Here is a 25,070-nt window from a genome sequence, read left to right as displayed (position 1 = left end):
GGGCCCCAGCCGGAGGGGGGATGGCTGGGGCCCGTGTTCATCACTCGCACCTTGAGAGGAAGGTGTCTACGACATTACTGACCGAGCCTGTATGGACGCTGTGTTGCGCTCGGGAAATGCCTGCTAGTTCTGGTCCGTCTCCGCCTGGACGGCCGTGAGGAAGTCCCGGACCAGGGGGCCGGCCGTGCGCGATCCGCCGTCCCCGGTTTCGACGAACGCCGCGACCGCCAGATCGCCCTGGATCGCGATCGTCCACGCGTGCGCGTTCTGCTCGTCGTCGTACTCCGCCGTGCCGGATTTACCGATCACGGGCTCGCCGGGAACGTCCTGCAGCAGCGTCAGGGTGCCGTGGTCCACCACCCCGCCCATCATCTGCGCCAACGCTTCCGCTTCCTCCGCGGCCAGGGTGGAGGACGACGGCGCCGCGTCGGCCTCGGCGGTGGGCGAGGCGTCCGCGGTCCCGGACTCTGCAGCCGCGCCCGAGGCGTCCGCCTCGTCGTCGCTGTCCGCGGCGTCGAGCACCAGGGCCGGCTGCACGGTCTGCCCGGCGGCGACGGATGCCGCCACGGTGGCCATGCCCAGCGGCGAGGCGAGCACGACGCCTTGGCCGATCATGTTGGCGGCCAGCTCCGTCCCCTCCGAATCCGCCGGCACGGACCCGCGGAACGCGCCGGTGCCGGTGGTGTCCTCCCCGGTGAGCCCCAGCGCGGCGGCCGCATCCGCCACCGCGGCCGCCCCGACGTCGGCTCCGGCGTTGACGAACACGGTGTTGCAGGACTGGGCCAGCGCCTCGGAGAGCGGGATGGGGCCCAGCGCGGCGCTCGGATAGGCGTCAAAGTTCTTGAAGGTCTTCCCATTGACGGTGGTGGTCTCCGTGCACTCGAAGCTCGAGTCCGCGGTGGCTCCGCCGCGCAGCATGGCCAACGCGCTGACCACCTTGAACGTGGAGCCCGGGGCGTACTGGCCCAGCAGTGCGGTGTTGTAGCCGCCGCTGCCGGGGCCGGACGCGGCGGCGAGGACCGCGGAGTCCGACGGGCGGATGGCCACCAGCGCGGACGGGACGTCCTCGAGCTCCGCGGCGCCGTTCAGCACGGTCTCCGCCGCGGTCTGCAAGTCCGCATCGAGGGTGGTCTGTACGTCCGCTCCGTCCTGCGGGGCGGTGGCGAAGAGCTCCTCCGCCTTCTCACCGTCCTCCGTGTAGCGGGCGATGCTCAGGCCCGCGGTGCCGGCCAGCTGTTCGTCGTACCTGGCCTGCAACCCGGAGCGCCCGGTGACATCCCCGGCGGCGATCCGCCCCTCGGAGGCCTCGACGATTTCCGCGGTGGCCGGCCCCACCGTGCCCAGCACGGGCCGGGCGAACTCCCGCGTGGGTGCTAGTGGCAGCGTGCCCTGCTGCACCAGGACGCCGTCGATCGCGGCGAGCTGCGCGTCCGTGACGTCCCGATCGTTGGCGCGCAGGGTGATGGCCTGCACCCACGCGCTCTGCCCCGCCGCGGCCACCTGATCCACGTACGCGTCCGCGTCGATCCCGACGAGCTCGGCCAGCTCCCGCGCGGCCGCCGGCTGCGCCTCGGTACTGAGGTTCGCCTTGTCGATCCCGATGTTCAGCACGTCCCGCTCCGTGACGAGGGTTTGTCCGCCCTCGCCGAGGATGTCTCCGCGCGCCGCGGGGGTGCGCGAATCCGCGAGGTAGCCGCCAGCGGTCAGCCCGGGGGCCAGCACCTCCGGGCCAAAGAGGGCCTCCCAGCGCTCGGCCTCCGCGTCGTAGGTGAGCTCCGCGGTGGTGGTGTAGGTGAAGTCGTCCTCCGTGGCCGGCACGTCCCAGGTGGTCTCGATCCGCGCCGTCGCCGCCGGCTCCTCCGCCGCGTCCGTCTCTTCCGGAACGTCGACGCCGAGCAGCTGGTGTGTTCGTTCCAGCCCGGCCAGCGGCTCGAAAGCCTGCACGACGGCGTCGCCTGCCGCCGCTGCGTCCGTGCCGTTCAGCGGCACCGAGCTGAAGTCCCCGGTGGTGAGCGCGGCCACGAGCGCCTCCGCGGTGGCGTCCGGCGCGGGCCGCTGCTCTCCACACGCGCTGAGCGAGGCGACCAGGAGGGAAGCGGTGGTGAGGGCCGCTACGTTTCGAGACACGGGGCGCATGGGTCGATAGTATCCATCCTGCAGGTGGTGGTGAAGGCCGAACAGGCGCGGCCTACAGGGTGTAGTAACCGATGAACTGAGAGATCCAGCGAATGTCCACGGAGCTGGTGAACTCGAGCCGCACCTTGCCGAGGCCGCTGAACCAGAGGTCCAGCTCCGCGTCGAGGTCAAACGTCCCGGCCGTCTCCACGGAGAAGGACTGGATCTTGTTGTAGGGCAGGGAGGTGAAGTCCTTCTTCTTGCCGGTGATGCCCTGCACGTTCACCACGATCAGGCGCTTGTCCGTGAATGCCACGTAGTCCCGCATGCCGCGGAAGGCCGCGGCGACGCGCTCTCCCTCGATGAGCAGGCCGGCCAGCTCCTGCGCCGTGGCCTCTGCGTCGGCGGGGGCGAGCTTGACGAAGGACGAGTTGTTGAAATCGATCATGAGCCCACGGTAGACCGCGGGACCCACAGGTTGGCCCCGCGTGCCCGATAGTCTGGCCGTATGACTTCCGCCGCCCCGAAGCCCCCGCGCCTGCCCGCCTTTGCCGACGTCGATCCGGGCGAGACCGGCGACCTCGCGGCGCTGGATCTGGACGGCCGCGCGGAGGACCTCGGGTTCGCGGATCAGGACGCCGCGGGCGTGGACCTGGAGGACACCGTGTATACGGGCTGCACGTTCCGCCGGGTGCGCCTGGCCGGGGCAGCCCTGACGCGGGCGGCCTTCACGGACTGCCGCATCGCGGAACTGCAGGCCCCCACGCTGGAGGCCCCCGACTCGGCGTGGACCAACACGGCGCTGACGGGCGCCCGCATCGGCTCGGCGGATTTGGCCGGGGCCAGCCTCCGAGCCACCGTGTTCGACGGCGGCAAGCTGGACTTCGTTAACCTCCGCCACGCGCGCCTGCGGGACGTGGAGCTGCGCGGCCTCGTGCTCGGGGACCTCGACCTCTCCGGGGCGCGGCTGGAGCGGGTGCGGTTCAGCGATTGCCGCATCGACACGCTGACCGTGGACCAGGCGCGGATGACGGACGTGGACCTGCGCGGTGCCGAGCTGCGGGCGATCTCCGGGCTCTCCGGGTTGGCCGGAGCCACCATCGACGAGTTCCAGCTGCAGGACCTGGCCCCGGCCCTCGCCGCCCAGCTGGGCCTGCGGGTCGGCTAACGCGCCCCCGTCCTAGATCCGGACGCGGACCGCCACCTCCTGCAGGTTCTGCTCCACCCGCGCGTAGGCGTCCGTGGCCACCGCCTTCCACAAGGCCAGCGCCAGGGACGGCTCGTTCCGCTCGATGCGTTCGATCGCCTCTGTGGTCAGTAGCCGCAGCCGCACGGGCCCCTTGGCCCGGACCCGGACGGGCGCGCCGCCGCCGAGGGCGATCTCCCCGAACGTCATGCCCGGGCCTAGCGTCGCGTAGCGGACCCGGTGCCCGTCGTGCAGGGTGCTGGAGGCCACCACACCGGAGGTGATGAAGTAGATCCCGCCGAACTTCTGGCCGGAACGCCGGATCAGGTCGCCGTCGTCGTACTCCACATCCTCCATGTGCGCATCCAGCGCGCTGACCTCCTCCTCCGTCAGCGGCGCCAGCGCCGCGAACTCGGCCAAGGTGGCCGTGCGCGGGATGAGGCCGCGCCGGCCATAGGCGCGGATCAGCCGCTCCTCTGCCCACTCGATGGCCTCCGTGCTGCCCGGGAACACGGGGGTGGGGCCGTCCTCGAGCACCTCGGCGAGCCGCCCGCCCGAATCAATCACCGCCAGCTGCCGTCCGTCCGCCTCGAACCGGTCCCGCAGCTGCTCCATGATGCGCAGCGCCACCTTGTTGACCTCGTCCACCCGGCGCACGTCCAGCAGGAGGATCTCCACCTCCTCGTCGAGCGCGCTGATGTGCCGGGCCGCCGACTCCGCGCCGGCGAAGAGGAGGTCACCGTGCAACTGCACCAGCTGGGCCCGGTGCCCGTGCTGGGCCAGCACGTCCGTAGCCTCCTGGTTCCGGCGCACCCCGGACGGGGACTCCGTGATCGGGTAATGCTCCCGGATGACGGAACGGCCGATCCGGGCCGCCTGAACGAAGTGCAGACTCATTTCCGAGGCGATCCGCCGGGTGGCCGCGATCCCGCGCACCGAGGACCCGTGCTCATCCAGCGGCGGCGAATACACGGAGATGGCCAGCTGCCCCGGCAGCACGGCCATGAGGCCGCCGCCCACCCCGGATTTGGCGGGGAGGCCGACGGCGCTGGTCCACGCGCCGGCGTCGTCGTACATGCCGCACGTGAGCATGACGGAGAGCATCCGCTGGACCGTGTCCATCTCCACCACCTGTTCGCCCGTGACCGGCTGCCGCCCGCCGTTGGCGAGGGTGGCGCCCATGAGCGCGAGGTCCCGGGCGTTGACCCGGATGGAGCACTGGCGGAAGTAGTTCTCCACCGGGTGGGCCGGATCATCCTCGATGATGTCGAAGCTGCGCAACAGGTCCGCCAGCGCTCGGTTCCGGTATCCCGTGGCGGCCTCCGAGGCGTAGACGCGCTCCGAGACGCTCAACTGCCGGCCCGCGAACCGGGCGTGCAGGTCGAGGATGCGGGCGAAGCCGTCCCGGCCGCCCGAGCCCTTGATGAGGGACGTGGCGGCGATGGCTCCGGCGTTGATCATGGGGTTGGCGGGGCGGCCCGTGTCCCGGGCTAGGGAGATCTCATTGAACGCGTCGCCGGAGGGCTCGACGTCGATCTTCTGATCCACCGCGCCCTGCCCGTGATCCTCGAGCGCCAGCCCGTAGGTGAAGGGCTTGGAGATGGACTGGATGGTGAATTCTTCCCGCGAGTCGCCCACCTCGTACACGTGCCCGTCCACGGTGGCGAGGCAGATGGCGAACGCGTCCGGATTGGCTTCGGCCATGGCCGGGATGTTCTGGAACGGCCGCCCGTCCGTCAGCTCCGTCAGCTCGTCGTGGAGCGCCTGCAGGTAGTCCTCAATGGGTGAGCGCATGTGCCGAGCCTACTGCCCGGCGCGGCCGTGCGCGGGCCAGCACAGCGGGATTGGTTACGCTCACTCTGTGATGACTCAGATTTCGCGGTGGTGGGATGCCATCCTGGACGGCTTTACCCGGGCCGAGCCGCTGACGCTGGAACCGCTTGTGGTGCTGTTGGTGCTCGCCGCCGCCGTCGCGGTTTCCATCCCGCGCCTCACCTGGCGCTTCTTTGGGCTCTACGTGACGTACGTGCACGAGCTCGGCCACGCCGTCGCCGCCCTGACCACCGGGCGGCTGGTCCGCGGGATCCGCCTGCGGCTGGACCATTCCGGGGAGATGATCAGCGCCGGCCGGGGCCGGGCCTCGCAGATCTGGGCGGGGTTCTGGGGGTACCCCGCCCCGGCGATCGCGGGCGCGGCGATGGTATGGGCCGCCGCGGCCGGGTGGGCGTCCGCGGCCCTGTCCATCGGGGCGCTCGTGCTGCTGGTCTCCCTCGTGTTTATCCGCAACCTCACCGGCGCGGTGGTGGCCGTGGCGTGCGCCGCCGCGGCCCAGGCCCTCGTGGTGTGGGGCGCGGCGTGGATCGTCTCCCTGGCGGTGTTGGTGCTCGGGATCGGGCTGTGCGTGGGCTCGGTGCGGGATTGGTTCAAGGTGGTCTCCGTCCACGTGCGCGGCCGGTACCGCGCCACCTCGGACGCCTACCTGCTCCGCGCGGCCAGCGGGGTGCCCTCCGTTGTATGGCTTGCCGGGTTCGCCCTGGTGATCTGGGGCGGCGCGTTCTGGGCGGGTCATAGCCTGTTGCGGATTGCCGGGCTTACCTGACGTTGGGCGGGCGTCGCCGGCCTGAGGCGGGCCGCGGCCGGCCCTAGACTGGCAGCATGGATGAGCCGAAGCACAGCTGCTGCACTCCGTCCCGCGACGCCGCGTCCGCCGCTGGCACGCCGGAGCCCGGCCCGGACGCACCCGGGACCCAGGGCGCTGCGGTGCACGACGACGTCGCGCTCGCTGGGGGGCGTTTCCTCATGGGGGACCCGTTCGGTGAGGGGTACGCCAGCGATGGCGAGACGCCGGTGCACCCGGTCGAAGTGGACGCCTTCCGGATGGATGCCACCGCGGTGACGAACGCGATGTTTGCGCGGTTCGTGACGGAGACCGGCTTCCGCACCGACGCGGAGCGCTACGGTTCCTCGGCCGTGTTCCACCTCCTCTCCACGGCGGACGCGGCGGCCGTGGCCGGTTCAGCCGCGGGGGCGCCGTGGTGGCTCAACGTCCTCGGCGCGGATTGGGCGCACCCCACCGGCCCGGACTCCTCGTGGGAGCAGATCCCGGATCACCCGGTGGTGCACGTGTCCTACGACGACGCGTTGGCCTACTGCCGCTGGGCCGGCCGCCGGCTGCCCACGGAGGCCGAATGGGAGTACGCCGCCCGCGGCGGCCTCGAGCAGGCGCGCTTCGCGTGGGGCGACGAGCTGACGCCCGGCGGCCAGCACCGCTGCAATATTTTCCAAGGCGAGTTTCCCACCCGCAACACCGCGGGGGATGGGTTTGCGGGCACCGCGCCCGTGCGGTCCTTCCCGGCCAACGGCTACGGGCTCTATGAGGTGGCGGGCAACGTCTGGGAATGGTGCGCCGACTGGTTCATGCCCAAGTACTACAAGATTTCCCCGGTCCAGAACCCGCCGGGGCCCTCCTTCGGGACGGGGCGCGTTATGCGCGGCGGCTCCTACCTGTGCCACGACTCGTACTGCCACCGGTACCGGGTGGCGGCGCGCTCGGCGAATACGGCGGAGTCCTCCTCGGGGAACTGCGGGTTCCGCACCGTGGCGCTCTAGCCGGGGCCGCCGACCGCCTCTGGGCTGCGCCCCCGTCCGCGCTCAGGCGTCGTCGCGGGGGCGCAGGAGCGCCTGCAGGGACTCGATGAGCTCGTCGATCATCTGCCAGGAACGTTCCTCATCCGGGTCGGAAAAGTGCTGGATGCTGATGCCGTCAATGCCGGCCACGGCGAAGCGGGCGGCCACCGTGGTGTCCGTGGCGGGGGTGATGCCCGAGTGCCGGGCGCCGGCGTCGAAAATGGAGGCGGTGGAGCTAATCCACGCGTCATACATCTGCCGATTGACGGCCAGGGCGGCCTCCCGCTCCTTCTCGTCCGTAATGCGCTGACCGCGCAGCAGCAGCTCAAACGTGGTGATCTGCTCGTGCGGGGAGGCGAGCATGCGCTTCCAGATGCGGCGCATGTGCAGGCTGACGGCCTCGTGCAATCCGGCCTCGGCGGGGAGCGGATCCAACTGGCGGACGTAGTCCCGGCTGAGGTGGTGGTACACCTCCAGCAGCAGGTCATCCTTGCTGCGGAAGCAGTAGTGCAGGGCGGCGAGGGGAGCGTCCGCCTCCTGCGCGATGCGCCGTGTGGTGGCAGCCGTGACGCCCTCGCGGGCGATGACCCGCGCGGCGGCTTCGACGAACTGTTGGCTGCGGTCGGCAGCGGAAACCCTACCCACAACTCTCTCCTTCTCTTCGGCCACCCAATCCTATGCGTCCGCGTATTTCGGGCCGCATCGGTGCGCGCCTACCCCGGTATGACGGGGATTTCACGGTGTGAGCTTAAAAATCTTCTCACAAAAGCTGGTCAAGTGACTTAGTCATGCGACATACTCAAGAGTGTGGTGGCAGTCACACCACTCGTCAAGGAGGAGAAGCGCATGCACGTTGCTACGCCAGAGCTCATCATCACCGGCGGTCACGTCCCGGTGCTCCCGGTGCCCGCAGCGGCCGGCGGCTATGGGGCCGTGACGGAAGCAGGTGATGCCCCGGAGGCCAGCACGGTGGCCGTCGCCGGGGACCGCATCGTCGCCGTCGGTGGCGCGGAGGTCCTAGCGCTCGCTGGCGACGCCACCGAGATCATCGATGCCCGCGGCGGGGCCATCCTGCCCGGCCTGAACGACGGCCACCTGCACTTCGTCGCCAGCGCCGTCGCCCGCTACGGCCTCGCGCCGCTCGGTACGGCCACCACGTGGGCCGGCGTCGTCGAGCTCCTGAACACGTATGAGCCGGGCGACGACGGCTGGATCCGCGCCCACGGCTGGGACGCGGCCGTCTTGGGCGACGGGGGAGCGGAGTTCTTCGCGACCGCCCGCCCGGACGTGCCCGTGGCCGCCTACGATCAAACCGGCCACCAGCTGCTGCTCAACGGGGCGGCCATGGAACAGCTGGACTTGTATACGACGCCGGACGTGGTGGGCGGCACCGTCTCCCGCGACGACGCGGGGCGCGCCAACGGCCACTTCGCGGACGCGGCCATGTCGCTGGCCGGGGACGCCCTGCCGCCCCTGCCGCGGGCCCTGGTCAAGGACGCGGTGCTGCGGCATCAAGCGGACCTGCACGCCATGGGCATCACCTCCCTCACCGAGCCCGGGCTGGGCCCGGCCGGCTCCAGCCTGCTCAGCGGGGCGTGCACGGACGCCTCGCTCGAGCTGCTCGCGGACCTCGCCGAGGCGGGCGAGCTGACGCTGCGCATCACCGCCTTGCTGCTGTTCAGCGGCACCGGCGGCGCCTCCGCGGAGGCCACCCGGGAGGGACTGGCCTCGGGCTTGCCCCGGTTGCTGGACGGGCGGAACATCGACCCGCTGCAGCTGCGCATCGGCGGCGTCAAGGTGTTCGCGGACGGCACCCCGCGCTCCGGCAGCGCCTGGATGAGCGACACCTACCAAACCCCCTGCGGGCATCAGCACGGCCAGCTGGTGATTCAGGGTGACGACGACGACGCGCGCGTGGCCGAGCTGAACGGGATCATTTCCGCCGTGCACTCCGCCGGCCTCCAAGTCGGCGTGCACGCCACCGGGGACGCGGCCACCGCCGCCGTCGTCGACGCGATCGTGGCCGCCCAGGCCGCCGATCCGCGCGACGGCCGGCACTACGTGATCCACGGGGCGTTCACGGACGACGCCGCTATGGCCCGCCTCGGCGAGCACGGGATCGGCTACAGCACCAACCCGGCCATCCGCGCCGCCGCCGGCGCCCTCATGCTCGGCGTGCTCGGCGAGGACCGCTTCACCCGGCACCAACCTCTGGCCAGCGCGCTGGAGGCGGGCCTGCCAGCCAACATCGCCTCCGACGCGCCGGTCACCTCACCCGATTGGCGCCACAGCGTCATCGCGGCCGCCACCCGGGACACCACCGCCGGCCCGGGAGCCGAGGACGCCGAGCGCATCCCGCTGCGCACCGCGCTGGCCCTCATGACCGGCACGCCGGCCTGGCAAGACCACGCGGAGGCGGACAAGGGCCAGGTCGCCGTCGGCCAGCTCGCCGACCTCTGCGTCCTGACCCGGCCGTTGCCCGAGGACCCGCGGGACCTCTTGGACAATCCCACGGCCCTCACCGTCTCCGGTGGACGCATCGTCTACCGGCACTCAACCACCCATCACACGCACGATTGACCCATTGGAGAAGAACATGAACAAGCGCATTGTGGCCCTCGGTTCAGTCCTCGCCCTCGGCGCAGCACTGACGGCCTGCGGAGCGGACGAGCCAGCCGCTGAGGGAGAAATGACCACGCTGAGTGTCGGCACCATTGGTATTGGCTCCGATGCGGCGATTGCCCTCGGCGTCGAGCAGGGGTACTTCGAGGAAGAAGGACTCCAGATCGAAACCAGCGTGGTGGCCAACCCGCCCGCCGGCATCGCCGCCGCCCAGAGCGGCCAAATGGACATCACCTACACCCCGTCCATCCCGCTGCTCAACGGGCTCTCCCAGAGCGTGGACCTGCAGATCCTCGCCGCCGCGGACGGCTACCCGGCTGACGCGGCGGACATGGAGGACAAGAGCCAGGTGGATGACACGGGGCTCTACGCGGCGGCGGACAGCGGGATCGAATCCGCGGCGGATCTGGAAGGCAAGTCCGTCGCGGTCCCGGCCCGCAACGCCCAGCTGGAGGTGACCATCGCCAACTCCATCCAGAACGCCGGCGGGGACCCCTCCACCGTGAACTGGATGGTCCTGGACTTCTCCTCGGCCCTGCAGTCGCTGGAGCAGGGGCGCATCGACGCCGCCGGCCTGGTCTCCCCGTTCACCAGCAACGCCGCCGAGTCCGGCCACCAGCTCATCGCGTCCCCCGGCGTCGAGTTCTTCGGCCCCGGCGCCGTCGGCCTGTGGGTCGCGTCCGGCTCCTTCGCCGAGGACAACCCGGAGGCCGCCGCCGGATTCGTCCGGGCCATCAACAAGTCCAACGAGTACGCCAACAACAACTTTGAAGAGGCCCTGGACAAGGCCGCCGAGCTGACCAAGGTGGACCGCGCGGTGATCGAGGCCGGCGCGGACACCTACTGGCCCACCGAGGTGACCGAGGAGAGCATCTCCGCCGTCAACACCTCGCTCGTGGAGCTGGGCTACCTGGAGTCGGAGGTGGAGTTGGATGACAACCTCATCTACGACGCACCGTAACGCGCCGGCCCGGAGGATCGACGTCGAGACCCCGGCCGCGCAGGCCGTCCTCGGCGCCGCCGGGGCCCTGATCCTCCTGGGCGCGTGGCAGCTCGCCGCCGCCTCCGGGGCCTTCGGCACCGGGCTGCCCACGGTCACGGACACGCTCGGCGCGCTGGTGAGCCTGTTCGGCACCGAGGAGTTCTGGGTCCAGACCGGGATCACCGTGGCCAGCGCCGCGGCGGGCCTCGCGCTCGCCGTCGTCGGCGGGGTGATCTTGGGCGTGCTGATCGGCATGTTTGAGCCCGTGTGGGCGGCGACGCTGGCGATCACCGAGTTCCTCAAGCCGATCCCGCCGATCGTCATCCTGCCGCTGGCGGTCATGGTGTTCGGCCCCACCTCGCAGATGGCCCTCTTCCTCGTGGTCGCCGGGTGCCTGCTCACCGTGTCCATCCAGGCGATCGCCGGTGTGCGGGACGCGGACCCGGTGGCCCTGGCCACCGCCCGCTCCTACGGAATGGGCGGCCCGGAGACGCTGTGGCGGGTTGTGCTGCCCAGTGCGACGGCGTTCATCGGCACCGCGGTGCGCGTCTCCGCTCCCGCCTCGCTCATCATCGTGGTGGTCGCCGGCCTGCTCGGCGGCGCCCCCGGGCTCGGCCGCAGCATCTATCAGGCTCAGGCTGGCGGGCTCTACCCGACGCTGTACGCGCTGGTGCTGGTCCTCGGCATCCTCGGCGTGGCCTCCCAGTGGGCCAGCTCCGCCGTCGAACGCCGCGTCCTGCATTGGCACCCCTCCTTCCGGAAGGAGACCCCGTGAACCGCCGCACGCTGAACCTCATCCTCGGCATCGGAACGCCGGTGGCCGTGATCGCCCTCTGGTGGGGGATGTCCGCGAATTCGACCAACGCGTTCTTCCCGCCGCTGTCCACCATCCTGGAGCGCTTCCAGGAGCTGTGGCTGTTCGACCGGTTCGCCTCCGACGTGCTGCCCAGCCTGCAGAACCTGCTGACCGGTTACCTGATCGCCGTCGTGCTCGGGGTCCTCCTCGGGTTCGTGATCGCCACGGTGCCGGTGCTGCGGGCCATGTTCGAGCCGGCCCTGCACTTCATCCGCGGCATCCCGCCGGTGGCGCTGATCCCCATCCTCATCACGCTGATCGGGTTCGGTCAGGAGATGCGCGTGACCTCCATTGTTCTGGCGGCCACGTTCCCCACCATGATCTCCACGATCGACGGGATCCGCGCGGTGGATACGGGCCTCAAGGACGTCTGCTCCGTCTACCGGCTGACCCGGGGCGAGCGCCTGCTGCGGGTCTACCTGCCCTCGGCCGGGCCGCAGATCGCCGCCGGCATGCAGGTCAGCCTGCAGGTGGGCTTCATCGTCATGATCGCCTCGGAAATGCTGGGTTCCTCCCAGGGCATCGGGGCCATGACCCTGCTGGCGCAGCAGAGCTTTCTCTCCGCGGACATGTGGGCCGGCATCCTGCTGCTCGGCTTCCTCGGGTTCGCCGCCAACCTCGTCTTCGAGGCCGTGCGCTCGCGGGCGCTGGCCTGGTACATCGGATCAAAACGTCAGGAGCATGCAGCATGAGCACTGTCACGGCCGCCACCGCTGGCTCCGTCCAGAGCACCAACACCTCGTCCCTCCGGGAGGACACCATGACTCAGTCAGAACCGCGCCTGCGCGTGGAACACCTCGCCAAGTCCTACGGGCGCGGCGAGCAGGAGAAGCAGATCATCGGGGACCTCACGTTCTCCGTGGACCAGGGGGAGGTGGCCTGCATCGTGGGCCCCTCCGGCGTGGGCAAGACGACGCTGCTGAAGTGCCTGGCCGGGCTGCATCCGGCCACCGGCGGCGCCATGTACATCGACGGCAAGCCCGTGGACGGCCCGCCCGCGGAGATGGCCCTGGTGTTCCAGGACTATTCCCGCTCCCTCATGCCGTGGCTGACCGTGGAGAAGAACGTGCAGCTGCCGCTGCGTCACATGCGCCTGCCGAAGGCGGAGGTGGCCCACCGGATCGAGGACGCGCTGGCGGCCGTGGGCCTGTCCCACGCGGCCAAGCAGTACCCGTGGCAGCTCTCCGGCGGCATGCAGCAGCGCGTGGCGATCGCCCGCGCGTTGGCCTACCAGCCGGAGGTGCTAGTGATGGACGAGCCGTTTGCCTCCGTGGATGCCCAAACCCGCTTTGAGCTGGAGGACCTGTGCCTGTCCATCCGGGACAAGCTCGGCATGACCATCGTGGTGGTCACGCACGATATCGACGAGGCCGTCTATCTCTCGGACCGCATTGTGGCGATCGGCGGCAAACCCGCCGGCGTGCTGGAGGTGATCGACGTCGATCTGCCCGGGCAGCGGGACCAGATCGCCACCCGCTCGCTGCCGGAGTTCGCGGAGCTGCGTTCCCGGACGCTGTCCCTGATCCGCAAGGCGCAGCAGTGAGCCGCCCCGGCGGCGCTGACGGACCCGGGGGCACGGACCGGCCCAACGTCCTGTTCATCATCGCCGATCAGCTGCGGGCCGATCACCTGGGCTTCGGCGGGGACCGCCACGTCAGCACGCCACACCTCGACGCGCTGGCCGCCCGCGGGCGCGTCTTCGACGAGGCCCACGTCACCAGCCCCACGTGCATGCCGAACCGGGCCAGCCTGCTGACGGGCCGCTGGCCGTCGGCCCACGGCACCCGGTGCAACGGGATCCCGTTGGATCCGGACGCCAGCACGGTGGTGCGCCAGCTGGCCCGGGACGGGTACGGGACGGCGGCGGTGGGCAAGCTGCACCACCAGAACATGGGATGGGAGTTCGAGCCGGATCAGCTGGAGCAGATCCGCGCCACCTCCCCGCTGCTGGCGGATGCGGCCGCGCCGGACGCCGTCGTCCGCGAACGCCAGCCCGGCTGGGACCTGCAGGAGGACCGGGCCCGGCACGACGCCGCCCCCCTGCCGCTGCCGGCGGACTACTACGGGTACCAGGACGTGGACCTCGTGGTGGGCCACGGCGACGCCCCGGGCGGCCATTGGCGGCACTGGGCGCGCGAGCGCGGGGTGGACCCGGGCCACGGCGGGCCGGGCGCGAGCAGCCGGGTCTCCTCCGCGTGGGAGCAGGTTTACACCTCGGCGATCCCGGCGTCGGAGCACCCCACCGCGTACGTGGGGGAGCGGGCCGAGGCGCGCATTCGGGCGGCGGCGGAGCAGGAGGACCCGTTCTTCTTGTTCGTGTCCTTCCCGGACCCGCACCACCCGTTCGCGCCGCCGGCGGAGTATGCCCAACGCCACCGCCCGGAGGACGTGCCCCTGCCGGAGAGCTTCCACCAGGATCACGCGCGCTCGCCGGAGCACGTGCGGCTCATGGCGGAGCGCCGCGGGACCCCGGATCCGGACCCCACCATGTCCTTCGCCGCGGACGAGGCGCAGTACCGGCAGGCCATGGCCGCACAGTACGGGCAGATCGAGTTCGTGGATGATCAGGTGGGGCGCGTGCTGGCCGCCCTCGAGGAGACGGGCCAGGCGGAGAACACGGTGGTGGTGTTCACCGCGGATCACGGGGACGTGTTCGGCGATCACGGCCTGATGCTCAAGCACTTTGTGCACTACCGGGCGGTGACGCGGGTGCCGCTGGTGATCGCCGGCCCGGGCGTCGCGGCCGGGCGCCGCGGCGAGCTGGTCTCCACGGCGGACTTGGCGCCGACGCTGCTGGAGATCACGGGGGCGCAGCCGTTCCGCGGGATTCAGGGCCGCAGCCTAGTGCCGCTGTTAGCGGACGACGGCGCAGCGGCCGGAGCGGAGGCTGACGCCTCAGCCGCGTGGCGGCGTGAGCTGCTCATCGAGGAGGAGCAGCCGTTCACCCCGGAGGGGCTTCCGGCGCCGATCACCATCCGCACGGTGCTCACGCCGCGCGGGCGGATGACGCGCTACTTCGGCTCGGCCGAGGTGGAGGTTTATGACCACCTCACGGACCCGCAGGAGATGCACAACCTCGCCGAGGACCCCGCCGCGGCCGAGCTGCGCTGCGAGCTGCAGGTGGCGCTGCTGGAGGCGATGGCCTCCGTGGCGGACACAGGCGTGGCCCCGACGTCGTCCGCGTAGGCGCACGCGCGACGAGGCCGTGGGAACCCGCCACCGGGCGGGACCCCACGGCCTCCGTGTTGTGCAGGGGGCGCCGCGGTGCTGCGTCCCGCGGTGCGGTGCCCCGGGATGTAGTGATCCGCGATGCCAGTGGCCCGGGGCTGGGCACGCGGGCCCCGGCCGCCTGGCCTAGAGCCCGGTCTGGTCCACTCCGTAGACGGCCTGCTCCTGGGTGAATCCCTCAAAAATCAGCTGGTCGATCAGCCCCTGCCGGGAGAAGCCCGTGAAGTCCAGGTAGTCCTGTGCCGACTGCGCAGCTTGTTCCATCCAATCGACGTCGACCCGGTCCACGGCCCACGTGGCGTCCTCGGCGGAGTAGTCCTCAAAGATCAACTGATCGATGAGGCCCGTGCGGGAGAACGCCGTGAAGTCCAGGTAGCTGTTGGCGCTGCGCAGTGCGTTCTGCTGGCTGACGGTCCCGGCCTCCTCCTCGGCTTGGCGGGAGGCCTCGGCGGCCGCGGCAGCGGACTCGGCAGCCTCTCGCGACGCCTCAGCTTCGGCCTCCGCAGCGGCCTCTTCTTCCGCCTGCCGGGAGGCCTCGGCCTCGGCGGCGGCGCGGGAGGATTCGGCGGCCGCGCTGGCGGACTCCTCCGCGGCACGGGAGGACTCGGCAGCGGCGCTCGAGGACGCGGCGGCTTCTTCTGCAGCGGCGGATTCGGACGCGGCTGCGGCGTCGATGGACGCGGAGGCGATGGCGGCGCCGTCGTCCTCCGTGGAGCCGGACCCGCACGCCGCGATGGCGAACAGCAGGCCGGCGGAAGCGAAGAGCGCGGTGAGCGCCCGCCGGGCGGAGGCCCGCGGCCTCCGCGTGGTGATGGTGGTGTTCATGAGGTCCCCCAACGGTGGTGATGATCCCGCCTGGGAAGTGGCGGAAACCGGTGTGTGGCCGGTCAGGGAAGGCTATGTGGCCGGCCTCACAGAATGGGTTGGGTGCGGGACGTCGAGCGTCAGATGTGCGGGGCGGATCGAGCTGGTGACGAACAATCTTCTTCACCCACGGGGGAGTGAGGCCGAACCACGCCGCGATTTTCTCCCCTGGCTTGCCTTCAACGTGGAGCCGGAGAATCGCCTCATCGCGCGTGATGTGCTTGGGCACGCTCGCAATCTGCAGCTCCTCCCGTAGAGCATCCCAGCACTCGTCCGAGCAGATCGGGTCAGCACTGGGGGAGCGGCGCCCACCACTCTCATTGGGGGCACCTGAGCACCGCATATCACGCACGTAATCGGAGCGCGCGGGAGGACAAGAGCCCGCTGCTTTGGCGGCTCCGATAGTGGCTGATTCATTAGGTCTAGGTCCATGCAGCTGATTCTAAGACTCGCTTGGGCCGTGGCCAGGGGGCACCGGTCAGATTTCCACAGCACGTCAAAAGCGTCGTACCCGGTGCGCGCAGCTGCGCACTCCGGCATCATCCCAGGCACACGCTCTAGCTGAGAGATATGCAGCCATGTGCTGTTGTTCTCGAACGCATTCAGCGTACGAGCCGGGAAATCTACGAGGACTTGCTCATCCTTCCAGCGAGCAGCGCGACCGAACCGGAACGTGCCGCCGTCGGGGACGAGGACGAAAGGCCGGCCTTCTGCCGGCCATGACCGAATGTCCATGTCGTCAGGCTCGAACACGTGCAGAACCCTTGGAATCCAGGAAGCGGCGCTGGTGGCCATGAACCCTTGTTTTACAGCCGGAACAGTTACCTGTTCCCTTTGGCGCGGTTATGCGTGATGCACAGCATCTCGCAGTTTTCGGCGGTGGTGGCCCCACCCTTTGACCACGCGTGAACATGATCGGCGTCCATCTCCTTCTGCGCCCAAATCTTAGTCTTGTTGGCATTGTTGCCAACCGCGCACAAGGGACAGTTAGAGATCCCCTGGGACTTCGCGTCCGCCGTCTGACGCTTGTAGGCAGCCTTAATCGTGGAGGGCTCAAAGAACCGCACATTGAGCAGGCGAGTGTCCTCTTCGCCGCCGAGCACGAAGGGGTAAATACCCTTTCGGTCCCGCACAGCTTCGCTCTCGCGCAGCTCTTGAACCCGGGCCTCGAGAGCGCCCGGATCATAGGCCGTGTTCTTGTACTCTTCGTACCACTTACCCCACGGAAGCCCGCGCATCTCCGGGTCAGGGCTCCGCGTGAACACGCCCCCTACCCAGTCGATGACCGTGGTGAAGTACGTCTTTAGTTCCGTGATGGCTGAATCGTGTCGGTGATCGGCCATGTACCGCTCGATTGACTGGCCCTTCGAGTCAGAGACCCACTCCAGAGCCGTTTCAAGCACCTCCTGGCGCTTGGGATCACCCTTTACATACGCGCCCCACTTCTGCTGCAAGGCGTTGCCTGAGTTAGAGAACTCTGCCTTGGCCGCTGTGACGAACGGTCCCGAGTAGACGGCGTTCAATAGTTCCTGTTCGTTGAGCGGGACACCGGAGATGTTGATCGTCTTGAACCACTCCTTGATCTCACCTTCCGTGCCCTCACACACGTACACGAGCAGCTGGCTGTCCATGATGAGTGCCTGATCTTCGGCGGGCAGAGACGAGAACGTCTGTTCACGGTCACCGCGTTTGATGGCGAACTTGCCAGTGACAAACCGGCCGATGGAGGTAATGCGTTGCTGGCCGTCCAGCACTTCGAAGTGGTCCTTGCCGTCGCTGAACGCTGCGCTGGCGTCGTTGAAGTAGATCAGGCCGAGCGGGTAGCCCTTAAGCAGCGATTCGATGACGGCAACGTCCTTCTTACCGTCGCCGTAGATGTAGTTGCGTTGATACTCAGGCTGGATAACGAGAGAACCTGAGAGGCCATAGAGGCCCTTAGCTTCAAGTTCGTTGTAGACGAATCCCTTGGTGACCGCGGCAACTGTGTGTTGCTTCAATGTGGTCTTCATTCCGCGCTCCCCCCTTCGGCAACCAGCCGAGTGTTGCCCTGTTCGTCCGTGACCTTGCGAACGTTAACCGTGCTATTAGGCGACTCGACTTCGACGTCCTGAAGTCCTGTGCCTTCGCCGAACACAACACGGAGATTGCCGTTGGCCTCATTGCGGTGACGGATGAGGATGCGCTTGTACACGGCGCGGACTGGGTAGCCAACATCGAAGTAGGTGCCCTTACCGAATTCAGATTCGCGGATGACTCCACTCATTGTTCCTGTGTTCGACTTCTGGGGGACCCCGTTCACGACACGCTTCTTCTTCGCATACTTCTTCGTGGCAGGGTAGTCGCCCTCAGTAGTGCCGAGGATCTCGAACTGATCAGGGTTGTACTTATCGAGAAAGGTGATGGGAACACCCATGATGCCCTGGTGATCACTGGGGATGGCATCTACGTACGGAACCTCGATCGCCTCAAAATTGTCATACGTTGCATAGTTGGAGTCGCGTACGTCCTTGTGTCGGCTGAACTTAGCGTTATCGGCTGTTGTCATCAGCTGCAGAGGCTCATGCCGTCGCCCATGCTCAATATTTGTGAACCAGCACGAGTTTCCGAGGCGCGTGAAGTCGTACTCATCATTGGAGGCGTACCCCATCCGTTCGGCTTTCTGTCTGTCTGCTTCCTTGACCGCAGTGCCCTTAGGGACGCCGAACACCATGTCCGTGGAATTTGCTGTGGCACCCTTCCAGAGCTTGTTCCCCTTGATCAAGGGGAACACTTCTCGGTACGTAATGGCATTGCTGTTGCCGACTATGGAGAACCGCACGTCTCCCTCGACAAGCCAACCCAGGAAATCACGGAAGAGTGAAAACGGTGGGTTAGTGATCACGAAGTCAGCTTCGTCGCGCAGCTCCGTCACTTCTGGACTGCGGAAGTCGCCATCGCCTTCTAGGTACTCCCAGGTGAGGTCGTCGATGTCTACTCGCCCGTCGCCGTTGAGATCGTTTGCATCGAGAACGAACTTCTTCCCATTCTCGCGTGTCTTCGTCTCATCGAACTTTGGGTCGTCAAACTCAAACAGCGTTGGTGCGTACACGTCCTTCACGTTCGGGTTGCTGTTCGGGGCATAGCTGGTGGAGATGAGCTTCTTCAGTCCGTAGTCCGAGAAATGCAGCGCGAAGAACTTGGCGAAGTTACTCCATTCAGGATCATCGCAAGGCAGTAGGACAGTCTTTCCGCGGAATACATCAGGGTCGTATTCGAGATAGGCGTTCATCTCGCGCTCAATGTCCGCCCACTGCGTGTAGAACTCATCGTTCTTTGCCTTCTTCGCAGCCGTGAGGCTCGAGTTCCTACTCTTCTCTGCCACTGAGTACCCCTTCTGCGACACCATTCCCCCGGTGGCGCGATGTGCTCTTGCCTAGCTCGCGTACACGAGACGCAAGAGCGCAGTGCTGTTGCCGAGTCATTTGAACTGCGACGTTTCTGCCGATCCTATCTGGACGTAGAGCGAGGTCGGTCACGGGACCTCACCGAGAGTTAGGCCGGTCTCCTCGCTAGCTCGGAGATCGGCTATGGGGCGTCCGCTACGCGGCCGGCTGTGAACCTGGCTTGAACCGTCCTGGGTTCAGTTCTAGCTCTGGGTCGAAGGGGTTAGGTGGCCAGGTGGTGTAGATGCACGTCACTTAGAACGGTTGCTGAGTGACACTCGTGAGGTCCCAACTTCGCGTGCTCGGATGCCAGAGGAGCTTACAGCTGTAAGTTTCACGAACCATGGCACCAAAACCATTCTGCGCGTCAACATCAACCAATATTCTGTAGTCATTTGCGTTCGTGCTATGTGTTTGCACTCGGTGGCTGTATGAAGCCGTTGACGGCGCTCTCAAGGCGCCCGAAATGGATTCTTCGCACATACGCTCAGCTTCTCTGGTATTAGGGGACGGTGTTGATCCACCTTCGTCACATGAACTAAAGAGGAAAGCGCCCAAAACAATGACGGCGAGAATACCAAGGCATCCTAGTGCAGGATTATTGTGGCCCTTTCCAGGGGCTTGCTTGTCGTGGGATTGTCCTGCAAGAGTATCGGGAGTATCCAATTTCTGTTCGACCTGTAGTGGTTCGAACTTTCCTCGGGGTTCTTGGCCGTTCTTCGCGCGAATGAAACCGTCGATCCACTGGCCGTAGGCCGTACTGTAGAAGCTTATTTCGTAAGATGCCCCTGCGTGGCCAATCACTGTGTGGACGACGTCTTGACTCTGTGTGGCGTTCAGCGTTGTGCGGACAATGGGAAGAGATATGACGTTTGAGGTCGTAATGAAGAGTCGTGTATCTGTTACGACCGCAACTGCATGCGAGTTGAAAATACCAACGAGCGCAACGGCGTAAACCGTCTCTCCGTCCCTAAGGTAATTCTCAACGCCGTGTATGTTAGAGGCACCCCGGCCGGTAGCGGTTTCCAAGTGTGAAGTCGCCGTGGCGAGGTCCTGACGCATGTTGCCCCCCAAGTTGGAAATCTTCTCGCTCGTGCGAGTTGTCTTCGAATGCTACCAAATTCCTAGAACAAGCATGGATGTCCAGCCGTTCGTCTCGAATCAGTCGTGGTTACTCGGCTGGTGAGGAATATGTTAGATGCTCCGATATTTTGCGAGGCTTTTAGGTGAACTGTGTGGTCTTCTCTTTCAAGCGGTGGTTTGAAGTTATGCGTGGAGTGTACTGTGTCGACCGATTGACGGCTGGGTGTCATGAGTGCAAATTTGGGCCACTAATAGATAGTGAACACTGAGGCATGGCAAGATACGTTGCTGCGCGGTTTTAATGGAATATTGCTGAACGTGATTTCGCGCGGCTATGGAAGGGGCGGCGCGTATTTCTATGCCTGTTCAGTGAGTCTAGGGAGAGAATTCCCGTTGACCATTTCACACGGCACCAGCGTGTTCGGCAACGGCGAATCCGGCGCGGTGATGCGGTCGATCACCGCGTCCGTGCCGAGCCTTCCGAGTTCCTCGGCCGGGGCACGCATGAACGCGAGTTCTGGGTCTGACATCGAGGCCACCGTGTCCGACGAGACGAGGGATAACACCGCGAGATCCTCCGGCACCTGGGTCCCCGCCTGACGCAGGCCCGTCATGAAGCCCGGGCTCGCCAGCTCGTTCATAATCAGCACCGCCGTCACGTCCGGGTAGCGCTCGCGGAAGGTTTCACCGACCTCGCGTCCCGCCCGCGGATTCTCCCGGCAGTCCACGGTCACCCCGCTTAATCCGGACTGCGCGATGGTGTCCCGGAACGTGCGGCTGGCCCGGGCGATGGCGCCGTAGGCGTGCAGGGTGGTGGGCCCGGAGTGGTCATAGATGAACGCGATGCTGGTGTGCCCGCGCGCCACCAGCTCCTCAAGGCCGGAGATGACAGTCTGCTCAAAGTCGATGTCCACAAACGGCAGGCCAGTCGGGTCCTGCGTGCGGCCGATGAGCGCGAACGGCGTCGTCCCCCGGCGCAGTGCCTCCACGCGCTCGTCCTCCAGCTGCACCTCCATGAGCAGCACCCCGTCGATCAGCCCGCTCTTGGTCAGCGCATCGATCTCCTGCGCCTCGTTGGCCGCCGGCCACATGACCAGGCTGAACCCCCGCTCCTGCGCCCGCTCCGCCGCGCTGGTGAAGAACCGCGTCGCCGTCGCGTGCAGCTGCCGCTGCAGTGCGGGATACAGCAGCGCGATGATGTCCGTGCGTCCGCGCGCCAACGCGCTGCCGGCCGGGTTGCGCCGGTAGCCCAGCTCGGCCATGGCGGACTCGACGCGCCGCTTGGTCGGCTCGGACACCGCCTTGGTCCCGTTCAGCACAAAGGACACGGTGGCAATAGATACGCCAGCGTGCTGCGCAACGTCCTGCATGGTGGCCATGAACGCCTCCTCTCCGGCTCCACAGTATCCGCCCTCTTGACAGTGTGACGTGAGCCACTCCATACTCTTCAATCAACAGGTTAAGCGCTTAACCGCTCAGCAGGAAATCCCACCGAGCCAGAGACACCAGAACAGGAGGAGCCGTGGAACAGGCCGTCACCCCGCCGGAGAATCAATCACCGGCCGCATCCGCCCAGCGCCCGCCCCTACGCATCGGCCTCGCGGGCCACTCGTTCATGGGCAGCATCCACACGCAGGCGTGGCAGAGCGCGCCGAAGTTCTTCGACCTGCCGCTGCGCCCCGAGGTCACAGCGGTCTGCGGGCGGGACGCCACCCGTGCCGGTGAGTTCGCCGAGCGCTTCGGCATTGCCCGCGTGGAGACCGACTGGCGGCGGCTCATCGAATCCGACGACGTCGACGTGATCGACATCTGCGTCCCTGGCGACCTGCACGCCCCCATCGCGATCGCCGCGCTGCAGGCCGGCAAGCACGTGCTCTGCGAGAAGCCGCTGGCCAACACCATCGCCGAGGCCGAGTCCATGGTGGCGGCGGCCCGCGAGTCCGCCGGCCGCGGAGTCCACGCCATGGTGGGCTACAGCTACCGCGGCACGCCCGCGATCGCCTACGCCCAGCAGCTCGTCGTAGCCGGCCGGCTCGGCACCATCCGCCACATCCGGGCCCGCTACCTGCAGGACTGGATCGTGGACCCGGACTTTCCGCTGGTCTGGCGCCTGCAGAAGGATCGCGCCGGTTCCGGCGCCCTCGGGGACATCGGCGCCCACCTGATCGACCTGGCCGCGTTCGTCACCGGCCAGCGCCTGGCCGAGGTCAGCGCCCTGACGGAAACCTTCGTCACCGAGCGCCCCCTGCCGAGCGCCTCCGGCGGGCTCTCCGCCACCGCCGCCGGCGAGGAACGGGGCCAGGTCACGGTCGACGACGCCGCGCTGTTCATCGGCCGCACCGGATCCGGCGCCCTGGCCAGCTTCGAGGCCACCCGGTTCGCCACCGGCCGCAAGAACGCCATCCAGCTGGAGATCAACGGCTCCGCCGGCTCCGTGTACTTCGACTTCGAGAACCTCAACGAGCTCTGGTTTCACGACCACACCCTCCCCGCCGCCGAGGCCGGCTTCCGCCGCATCCACGTCACCGAGGCGGACCACCCGTTCGCCGGCGCCTGGTGGCCGCCCGGCCACGGGCTTGGCTACGAGCAGACCTTCATCCACCAGGCCGTGGGCCTCACCCGCGCCCTCGCCGCGGGCCGGGCGCCCGAGCCCACGTTCGACGACGGCGCCTACGTCCAGCAGGTCCTCGCCGCCGTCGAGGCCAGCGCCGCCGACGGTTCCCGCGCCACGCCCGTGCCGCACTAGAGACCCGCCCCAGCCCTTACCGACTCACGCACCGCTCGATCACCATCGCTGGCCCGCCCCGGCGGGCCGCCACCTCAGAAGGAGAGAACCATGACCCAGAAGCCCACCCAGCGCAGCACTCACCGGCGACTGCTGTCCCTGGCCGCCACGGCCGCCGTCGTCCCCCTGGCCCTGACCGCGTGCGGCGGCGGGGGAGACGCCGCCAGCGGCGGGGACGTCGAGACCCTCACCGTGCTGGACTACTACAACAACGAACCGGAGAAGACCCTCTGGCAGGACGCCATCGAGGCCTGCGGCACCGAGATCGGGGTGACGATCCAGCGTGAGGCCATGCCCGGCGCGGACCTCATCCAGAAGGTCCTGCAGCGCGCCTCCTCCAACACCCTGCCGGACGTGCTGATGCTGGATAACCCGGACGTGCAGGAGATCGCCCAGACCGGCGGGCTCACCCCGCTGAGCCAGTACGGCGTGGACACCTCCGGGTTCGCCGACGGCATCCTGGAGGCCGCCACCTACGAGGGCGAGGTCTACGGGCTGGGCCCCGTGGTCAACACCCTGGGCCTCTTCTACAACGTCGAGATGCTGGAGGAGGCCGGCATCGAGCCGCCCACCACGTGGGAAGAGCTCAAGGAGGCCGCCGCGCAGCTGACCGAGGGGGACCGCTACGGGATCGGCTTCTCCGCCGTCGCCACCTATGAGGGCGCGTGGCAGTTCCTGCCCTTCATGTGGACCAACGGTGCGGACGAGACGGACCTGACCAGCCCGGAGGCCGCCGAGGCCCTAGAGCTCTGGGTGGACCTGGTGGACTCCGGCTCCGCCTCCGAATCCGTGGTCAACTGGTCCCAGGCGGACGTGAAGGACCAGTTCGTCGCCGGCAACATGGCCATGATGGTCAACGGGCCGTGGCAGATCCCGTCCCTCGAGGAATCGGACGTGGAATACGCCTCCGTGCAGGTGCCCGTGAACGAGGAGGGCGCCACCCCGATCGCCCCGCTGGGCGGCGAGGTGTGGACCGTGCCGAACACCGAGGACGAGGCCAAGCAGGCCAAGGCCGCCGAGTTCGTCGAGTGCATCTCCAATGACGAAAACCAGATGGCCATCGCCAACGCCACCTACAAGGTGCCCACCCGCACGGACCTGATCGACGGCTACGTCGAGGACGTCCCCTCCATGGAGGCCTTCGCCGAGCAGGTCCGCAACGCCCGCTCCCGCACCGGCCAGCTCGGCACCGAGTGGCCGGCCACCGCCACGGACATCTACACCGGCATCCAGCTGGCCCTGACCGGGCAGGCCGAGCCGGAGGAGGCGTTCGAGCAGGCAGGCCAGGGCTAAACCATGGCCGTCATGCACCAACACGCAGTTGACGACGGCGCCGCGCCGTCCGCCGCGGCAGCCCCGGCTGCCGCGGCGGGCACCGCGCCCACCCCGGTAAAGCGCCCGCCGCGGGCGCGGCGGATCCGCCGGGACGACGTCGTCAAGTTCCTCTTCATTGCGCCGGCGGCCGTCTACGTGGTGGCGTTCTTCGGCTACCCCGTGGTGAAGAACCTCATCATGGGGTTCCAGGACTACACCACCCAGACGTTCTTCACGGGCGAGGCCCCGTGGGTGGGGTTCGGCAACTACGTCACCGCCATGAGCAGCCAGCTGTTCGTGCCCGCCCTGTGGAACACGGCCGTGTTCACGGTGGGATCCATCGCCGGGCAGTTCGCGATCGGCATGGCCCTGGCCGTGTTCTTCCACCGCAAGTTCCCGCTCAGCGGGTTCCTGCGGGCCATCCTGCTGCTGCCGTGGCTGCTGCCGCTGATCGTCGCCAGCGCCACGTGGCGCTCCATCATGGACCTGGACGGCGGGGTGCTCAACCGCGGGTTGGAGGCCGTGGGCCTGAGCGCCATCCCGTGGCTGACCAGCCCGGACTACGCGCTGCTGGCCGTGATCCTGGTGAACATCTGGGTGGGCATCCCGTTCAACGTCACCATCCTCTACGGGGGCCTGCAGGAGATCCCGGAGGAGCAGTATGAGGCGGCGGCGCTGGACGGCGCCACCGGGTGGAAGGCGTTCTGGCACATCACCCTGCCGAACCTCAAGGGCGTCATCTCCGTGGTGCTGGTCCTCGGCGTGGTCTACACGCTGAAGGTCATCGACATCATCTTGGGCCTGACCAACGGCGGGCCCGCCAACTCCACCCAGACCATCGCCATTCGCTCCTACCAGTCCTCCTTTGTGGACTTCGAGTTCGGCGTCGGCGCCGCGTTTAGCAACGTGCTGATCCTCATCTCCCTGGTGTTCGCGCTGATCTACCTGCGCTCCACGCGCCGGCAGGCCAACTAGAGACGGAGAAC

At 67.9% G+C, this 25,070-nt stretch carries 20 protein-coding genes; 12 read left to right on the top strand and 8 right to left on the bottom strand.

Annotation, left to right across the window (positions count from 1 at the left end; translation table 11 throughout):
• Nucleotides 1-123: 123 nt before the first annotated feature.
• Together IW252_RS06000 and IW252_RS05995 are read right to left on the bottom strand one after the other, a co-directional pair.
• Complete coding sequence (locus tag IW252_RS06000; protein ID WP_196835730.1) at nucleotides 124-2,136, bottom strand: penicillin-binding transpeptidase domain-containing protein; 2,013 nt, start codon at nucleotides 2,134-2,136, stop codon at nucleotides 124-126.
• A gap of 52 nt (nucleotides 2,137-2,188) precedes the next feature.
• Complete coding sequence (locus IW252_RS05995; RefSeq protein WP_196835729.1) at nucleotides 2,189-2,563, bottom strand: PH domain-containing protein; 375 nt, start codon at nucleotides 2,561-2,563, stop codon at nucleotides 2,189-2,191.
• Between the two features lie 60 nt (nucleotides 2,564-2,623).
• On the opposite strand from IW252_RS05995, the gene IW252_RS05990 reads away from it, so the two are divergent.
• The gene (locus tag IW252_RS05990) at nucleotides 2,624-3,283 is read left to right on the top strand and encodes a pentapeptide repeat-containing protein (protein ID WP_196835728.1); all 660 of its coding nucleotides are present in this window, start codon (nucleotides 2,624-2,626) and stop codon (nucleotides 3,281-3,283) included.
• Nucleotides 3,284-3,295: 12 nt separating this feature from the next.
• Here IW252_RS05990 and glsA read toward each other — a convergent pair whose 3' ends face one another.
• On the bottom strand, nucleotides 3,296-5,095 hold the full coding sequence (gene glsA, locus IW252_RS05985; protein WP_196835727.1) for a glutaminase A: 1,800 nt from the start codon (nucleotides 5,093-5,095) through the stop codon (nucleotides 3,296-3,298).
• A gap of 70 nt (nucleotides 5,096-5,165) precedes the next feature.
• On the opposite strand from glsA, the gene IW252_RS05980 reads away from it, so the two are divergent.
• The gene (locus tag IW252_RS05980) at nucleotides 5,166-5,900 is read left to right on the top strand and encodes a M50 family metallopeptidase (protein ID WP_196835726.1); all 735 of its coding nucleotides are present in this window, start codon (nucleotides 5,166-5,168) and stop codon (nucleotides 5,898-5,900) included.
• A gap of 56 nt (nucleotides 5,901-5,956) precedes the next feature.
• Nucleotides 5,957-6,910, top strand: coding sequence for a formylglycine-generating enzyme family protein (locus IW252_RS05975; RefSeq protein ID WP_196835725.1), 954 nt, complete (start codon nucleotides 5,957-5,959; stop codon nucleotides 6,908-6,910).
• A gap of 42 nt (nucleotides 6,911-6,952) precedes the next feature.
• On the opposite strand, the gene IW252_RS13715 is transcribed toward IW252_RS05975, so the two are convergent.
• Nucleotides 6,953-7,573, bottom strand: coding sequence for a TetR/AcrR family transcriptional regulator (locus tag IW252_RS13715; protein ID WP_196835724.1), 621 nt, complete (start codon nucleotides 7,571-7,573; stop codon nucleotides 6,953-6,955).
• Between the two features lie 165 nt (nucleotides 7,574-7,738).
• Between IW252_RS13715 and IW252_RS05965 the strand changes: the two genes are divergently transcribed.
• The 6 genes from IW252_RS05965 (at nucleotide 7,739) to IW252_RS05940 (ending at nucleotide 14,574) form a co-directional block, all read left to right on the top strand.
• Nucleotides 7,739-9,508, top strand: coding sequence for an amidohydrolase (locus IW252_RS05965; RefSeq protein WP_196835723.1), 1,770 nt, complete (start codon nucleotides 7,739-7,741; stop codon nucleotides 9,506-9,508).
• 16 nt (nucleotides 9,509-9,524) lie between these two features.
• Nucleotides 9,525-10,511: an ABC transporter substrate-binding protein gene (locus IW252_RS05960; RefSeq protein WP_196835722.1), complete on the top strand. Its 987-nt coding sequence runs from the start codon at nucleotides 9,525-9,527 to the stop codon at nucleotides 10,509-10,511.
• Nucleotides 10,483-11,307, top strand: coding sequence for an ABC transporter permease (locus IW252_RS05955; protein WP_196835721.1), 825 nt, complete (start codon nucleotides 10,483-10,485; stop codon nucleotides 11,305-11,307). The genes IW252_RS05960 and IW252_RS05955 overlap by 29 nt, the downstream gene beginning before the upstream one ends.
• The gene (locus IW252_RS05950) at nucleotides 11,304-12,080 is read left to right on the top strand and encodes an ABC transporter permease (RefSeq protein ID WP_331271461.1); all 777 of its coding nucleotides are present in this window, start codon (nucleotides 11,304-11,306) and stop codon (nucleotides 12,078-12,080) included. The genes IW252_RS05955 and IW252_RS05950 overlap by 4 nt, the downstream gene beginning before the upstream one ends.
• A gap of 68 nt (nucleotides 12,081-12,148) precedes the next feature.
• On the top strand, nucleotides 12,149-12,931 hold the full coding sequence (locus IW252_RS05945) for an ABC transporter ATP-binding protein (protein WP_231366290.1): 783 nt from the start codon (nucleotides 12,149-12,151) through the stop codon (nucleotides 12,929-12,931).
• Nucleotides 12,928-14,574: a sulfatase family protein gene (locus IW252_RS05940; protein WP_196835719.1), complete on the top strand. Its 1,647-nt coding sequence runs from the start codon at nucleotides 12,928-12,930 to the stop codon at nucleotides 14,572-14,574. The genes IW252_RS05945 and IW252_RS05940 overlap by 4 nt, the downstream gene beginning before the upstream one ends.
• Nucleotides 14,575-14,742: 168 nt before the next feature.
• Here the strand turns inward: IW252_RS05940 and IW252_RS13635 are convergent, their stop codons facing one another.
• From IW252_RS13635 to IW252_RS05920, 4 genes are all read right to left on the bottom strand, one after another.
• Entirely contained in the window at nucleotides 14,743-15,441 is a 699-nt protein-coding gene (locus IW252_RS13635; RefSeq protein ID WP_196835718.1) for an Ltp family lipoprotein, read from the bottom strand.
• An 860-nt stretch (nucleotides 15,442-16,301) separates the two neighbouring features.
• The gene (locus tag IW252_RS05930; protein ID WP_196835717.1) at nucleotides 16,302-17,489 is read right to left on the bottom strand and encodes an HNH endonuclease family protein; all 1,188 of its coding nucleotides are present in this window, start codon (nucleotides 17,487-17,489) and stop codon (nucleotides 16,302-16,304) included.
• Nucleotides 17,486-18,841, bottom strand: coding sequence for an adenine-specific methyltransferase EcoRI family protein (locus IW252_RS05925; protein WP_331271460.1), 1,356 nt, complete (start codon nucleotides 18,839-18,841; stop codon nucleotides 17,486-17,488). Before IW252_RS05925 ends, IW252_RS05930 begins: the two co-directional genes overlap by 4 nt.
• Before the next feature lie 1,500 nt (nucleotides 18,842-20,341).
• On the bottom strand, nucleotides 20,342-21,364 hold the full coding sequence (locus IW252_RS05920; protein WP_196835715.1) for a LacI family DNA-binding transcriptional regulator: 1,023 nt from the start codon (nucleotides 21,362-21,364) through the stop codon (nucleotides 20,342-20,344).
• Between the two features lie 143 nt (nucleotides 21,365-21,507).
• Here IW252_RS05920 and IW252_RS05915 point away from each other — a divergent pair, with 143 nt between their 5' ends.
• The 3 genes from IW252_RS05915 (at nucleotide 21,508) to IW252_RS05905 (ending at nucleotide 25,059) form a co-directional block, all read left to right on the top strand.
• Nucleotides 21,508-22,731 carry a Gfo/Idh/MocA family protein gene (locus IW252_RS05915; protein ID WP_331271459.1) on the top strand — a complete coding sequence of 408 codons (1,224 nt, stop codon included), beginning with the start codon at nucleotides 21,508-21,510 and terminating at the stop codon, nucleotides 22,729-22,731.
• A gap of 90 nt (nucleotides 22,732-22,821) precedes the next feature.
• On the top strand, nucleotides 22,822-24,063 hold the full coding sequence (locus tag IW252_RS05910) for a sugar ABC transporter substrate-binding protein (protein ID WP_196835714.1): 1,242 nt from the start codon (nucleotides 22,822-22,824) through the stop codon (nucleotides 24,061-24,063).
• A 12-nt stretch (nucleotides 24,064-24,075) separates the two neighbouring features.
• On the top strand, nucleotides 24,076-25,059 hold the full coding sequence (locus IW252_RS05905) for a carbohydrate ABC transporter permease (protein ID WP_196835713.1): 984 nt from the start codon (nucleotides 24,076-24,078) through the stop codon (nucleotides 25,057-25,059).
• Nucleotides 25,060-25,070: the final 11 nt, after the last annotated feature.

The organism is Zhihengliuella flava (assembly GCF_015751895.1).
Classification (GTDB): Bacteria; Actinomycetota; Actinomycetes; order Actinomycetales; family Micrococcaceae; genus Zhihengliuella; species Zhihengliuella flava.
This window is presented reverse-complemented; position numbering and strand designations above follow the sequence as displayed.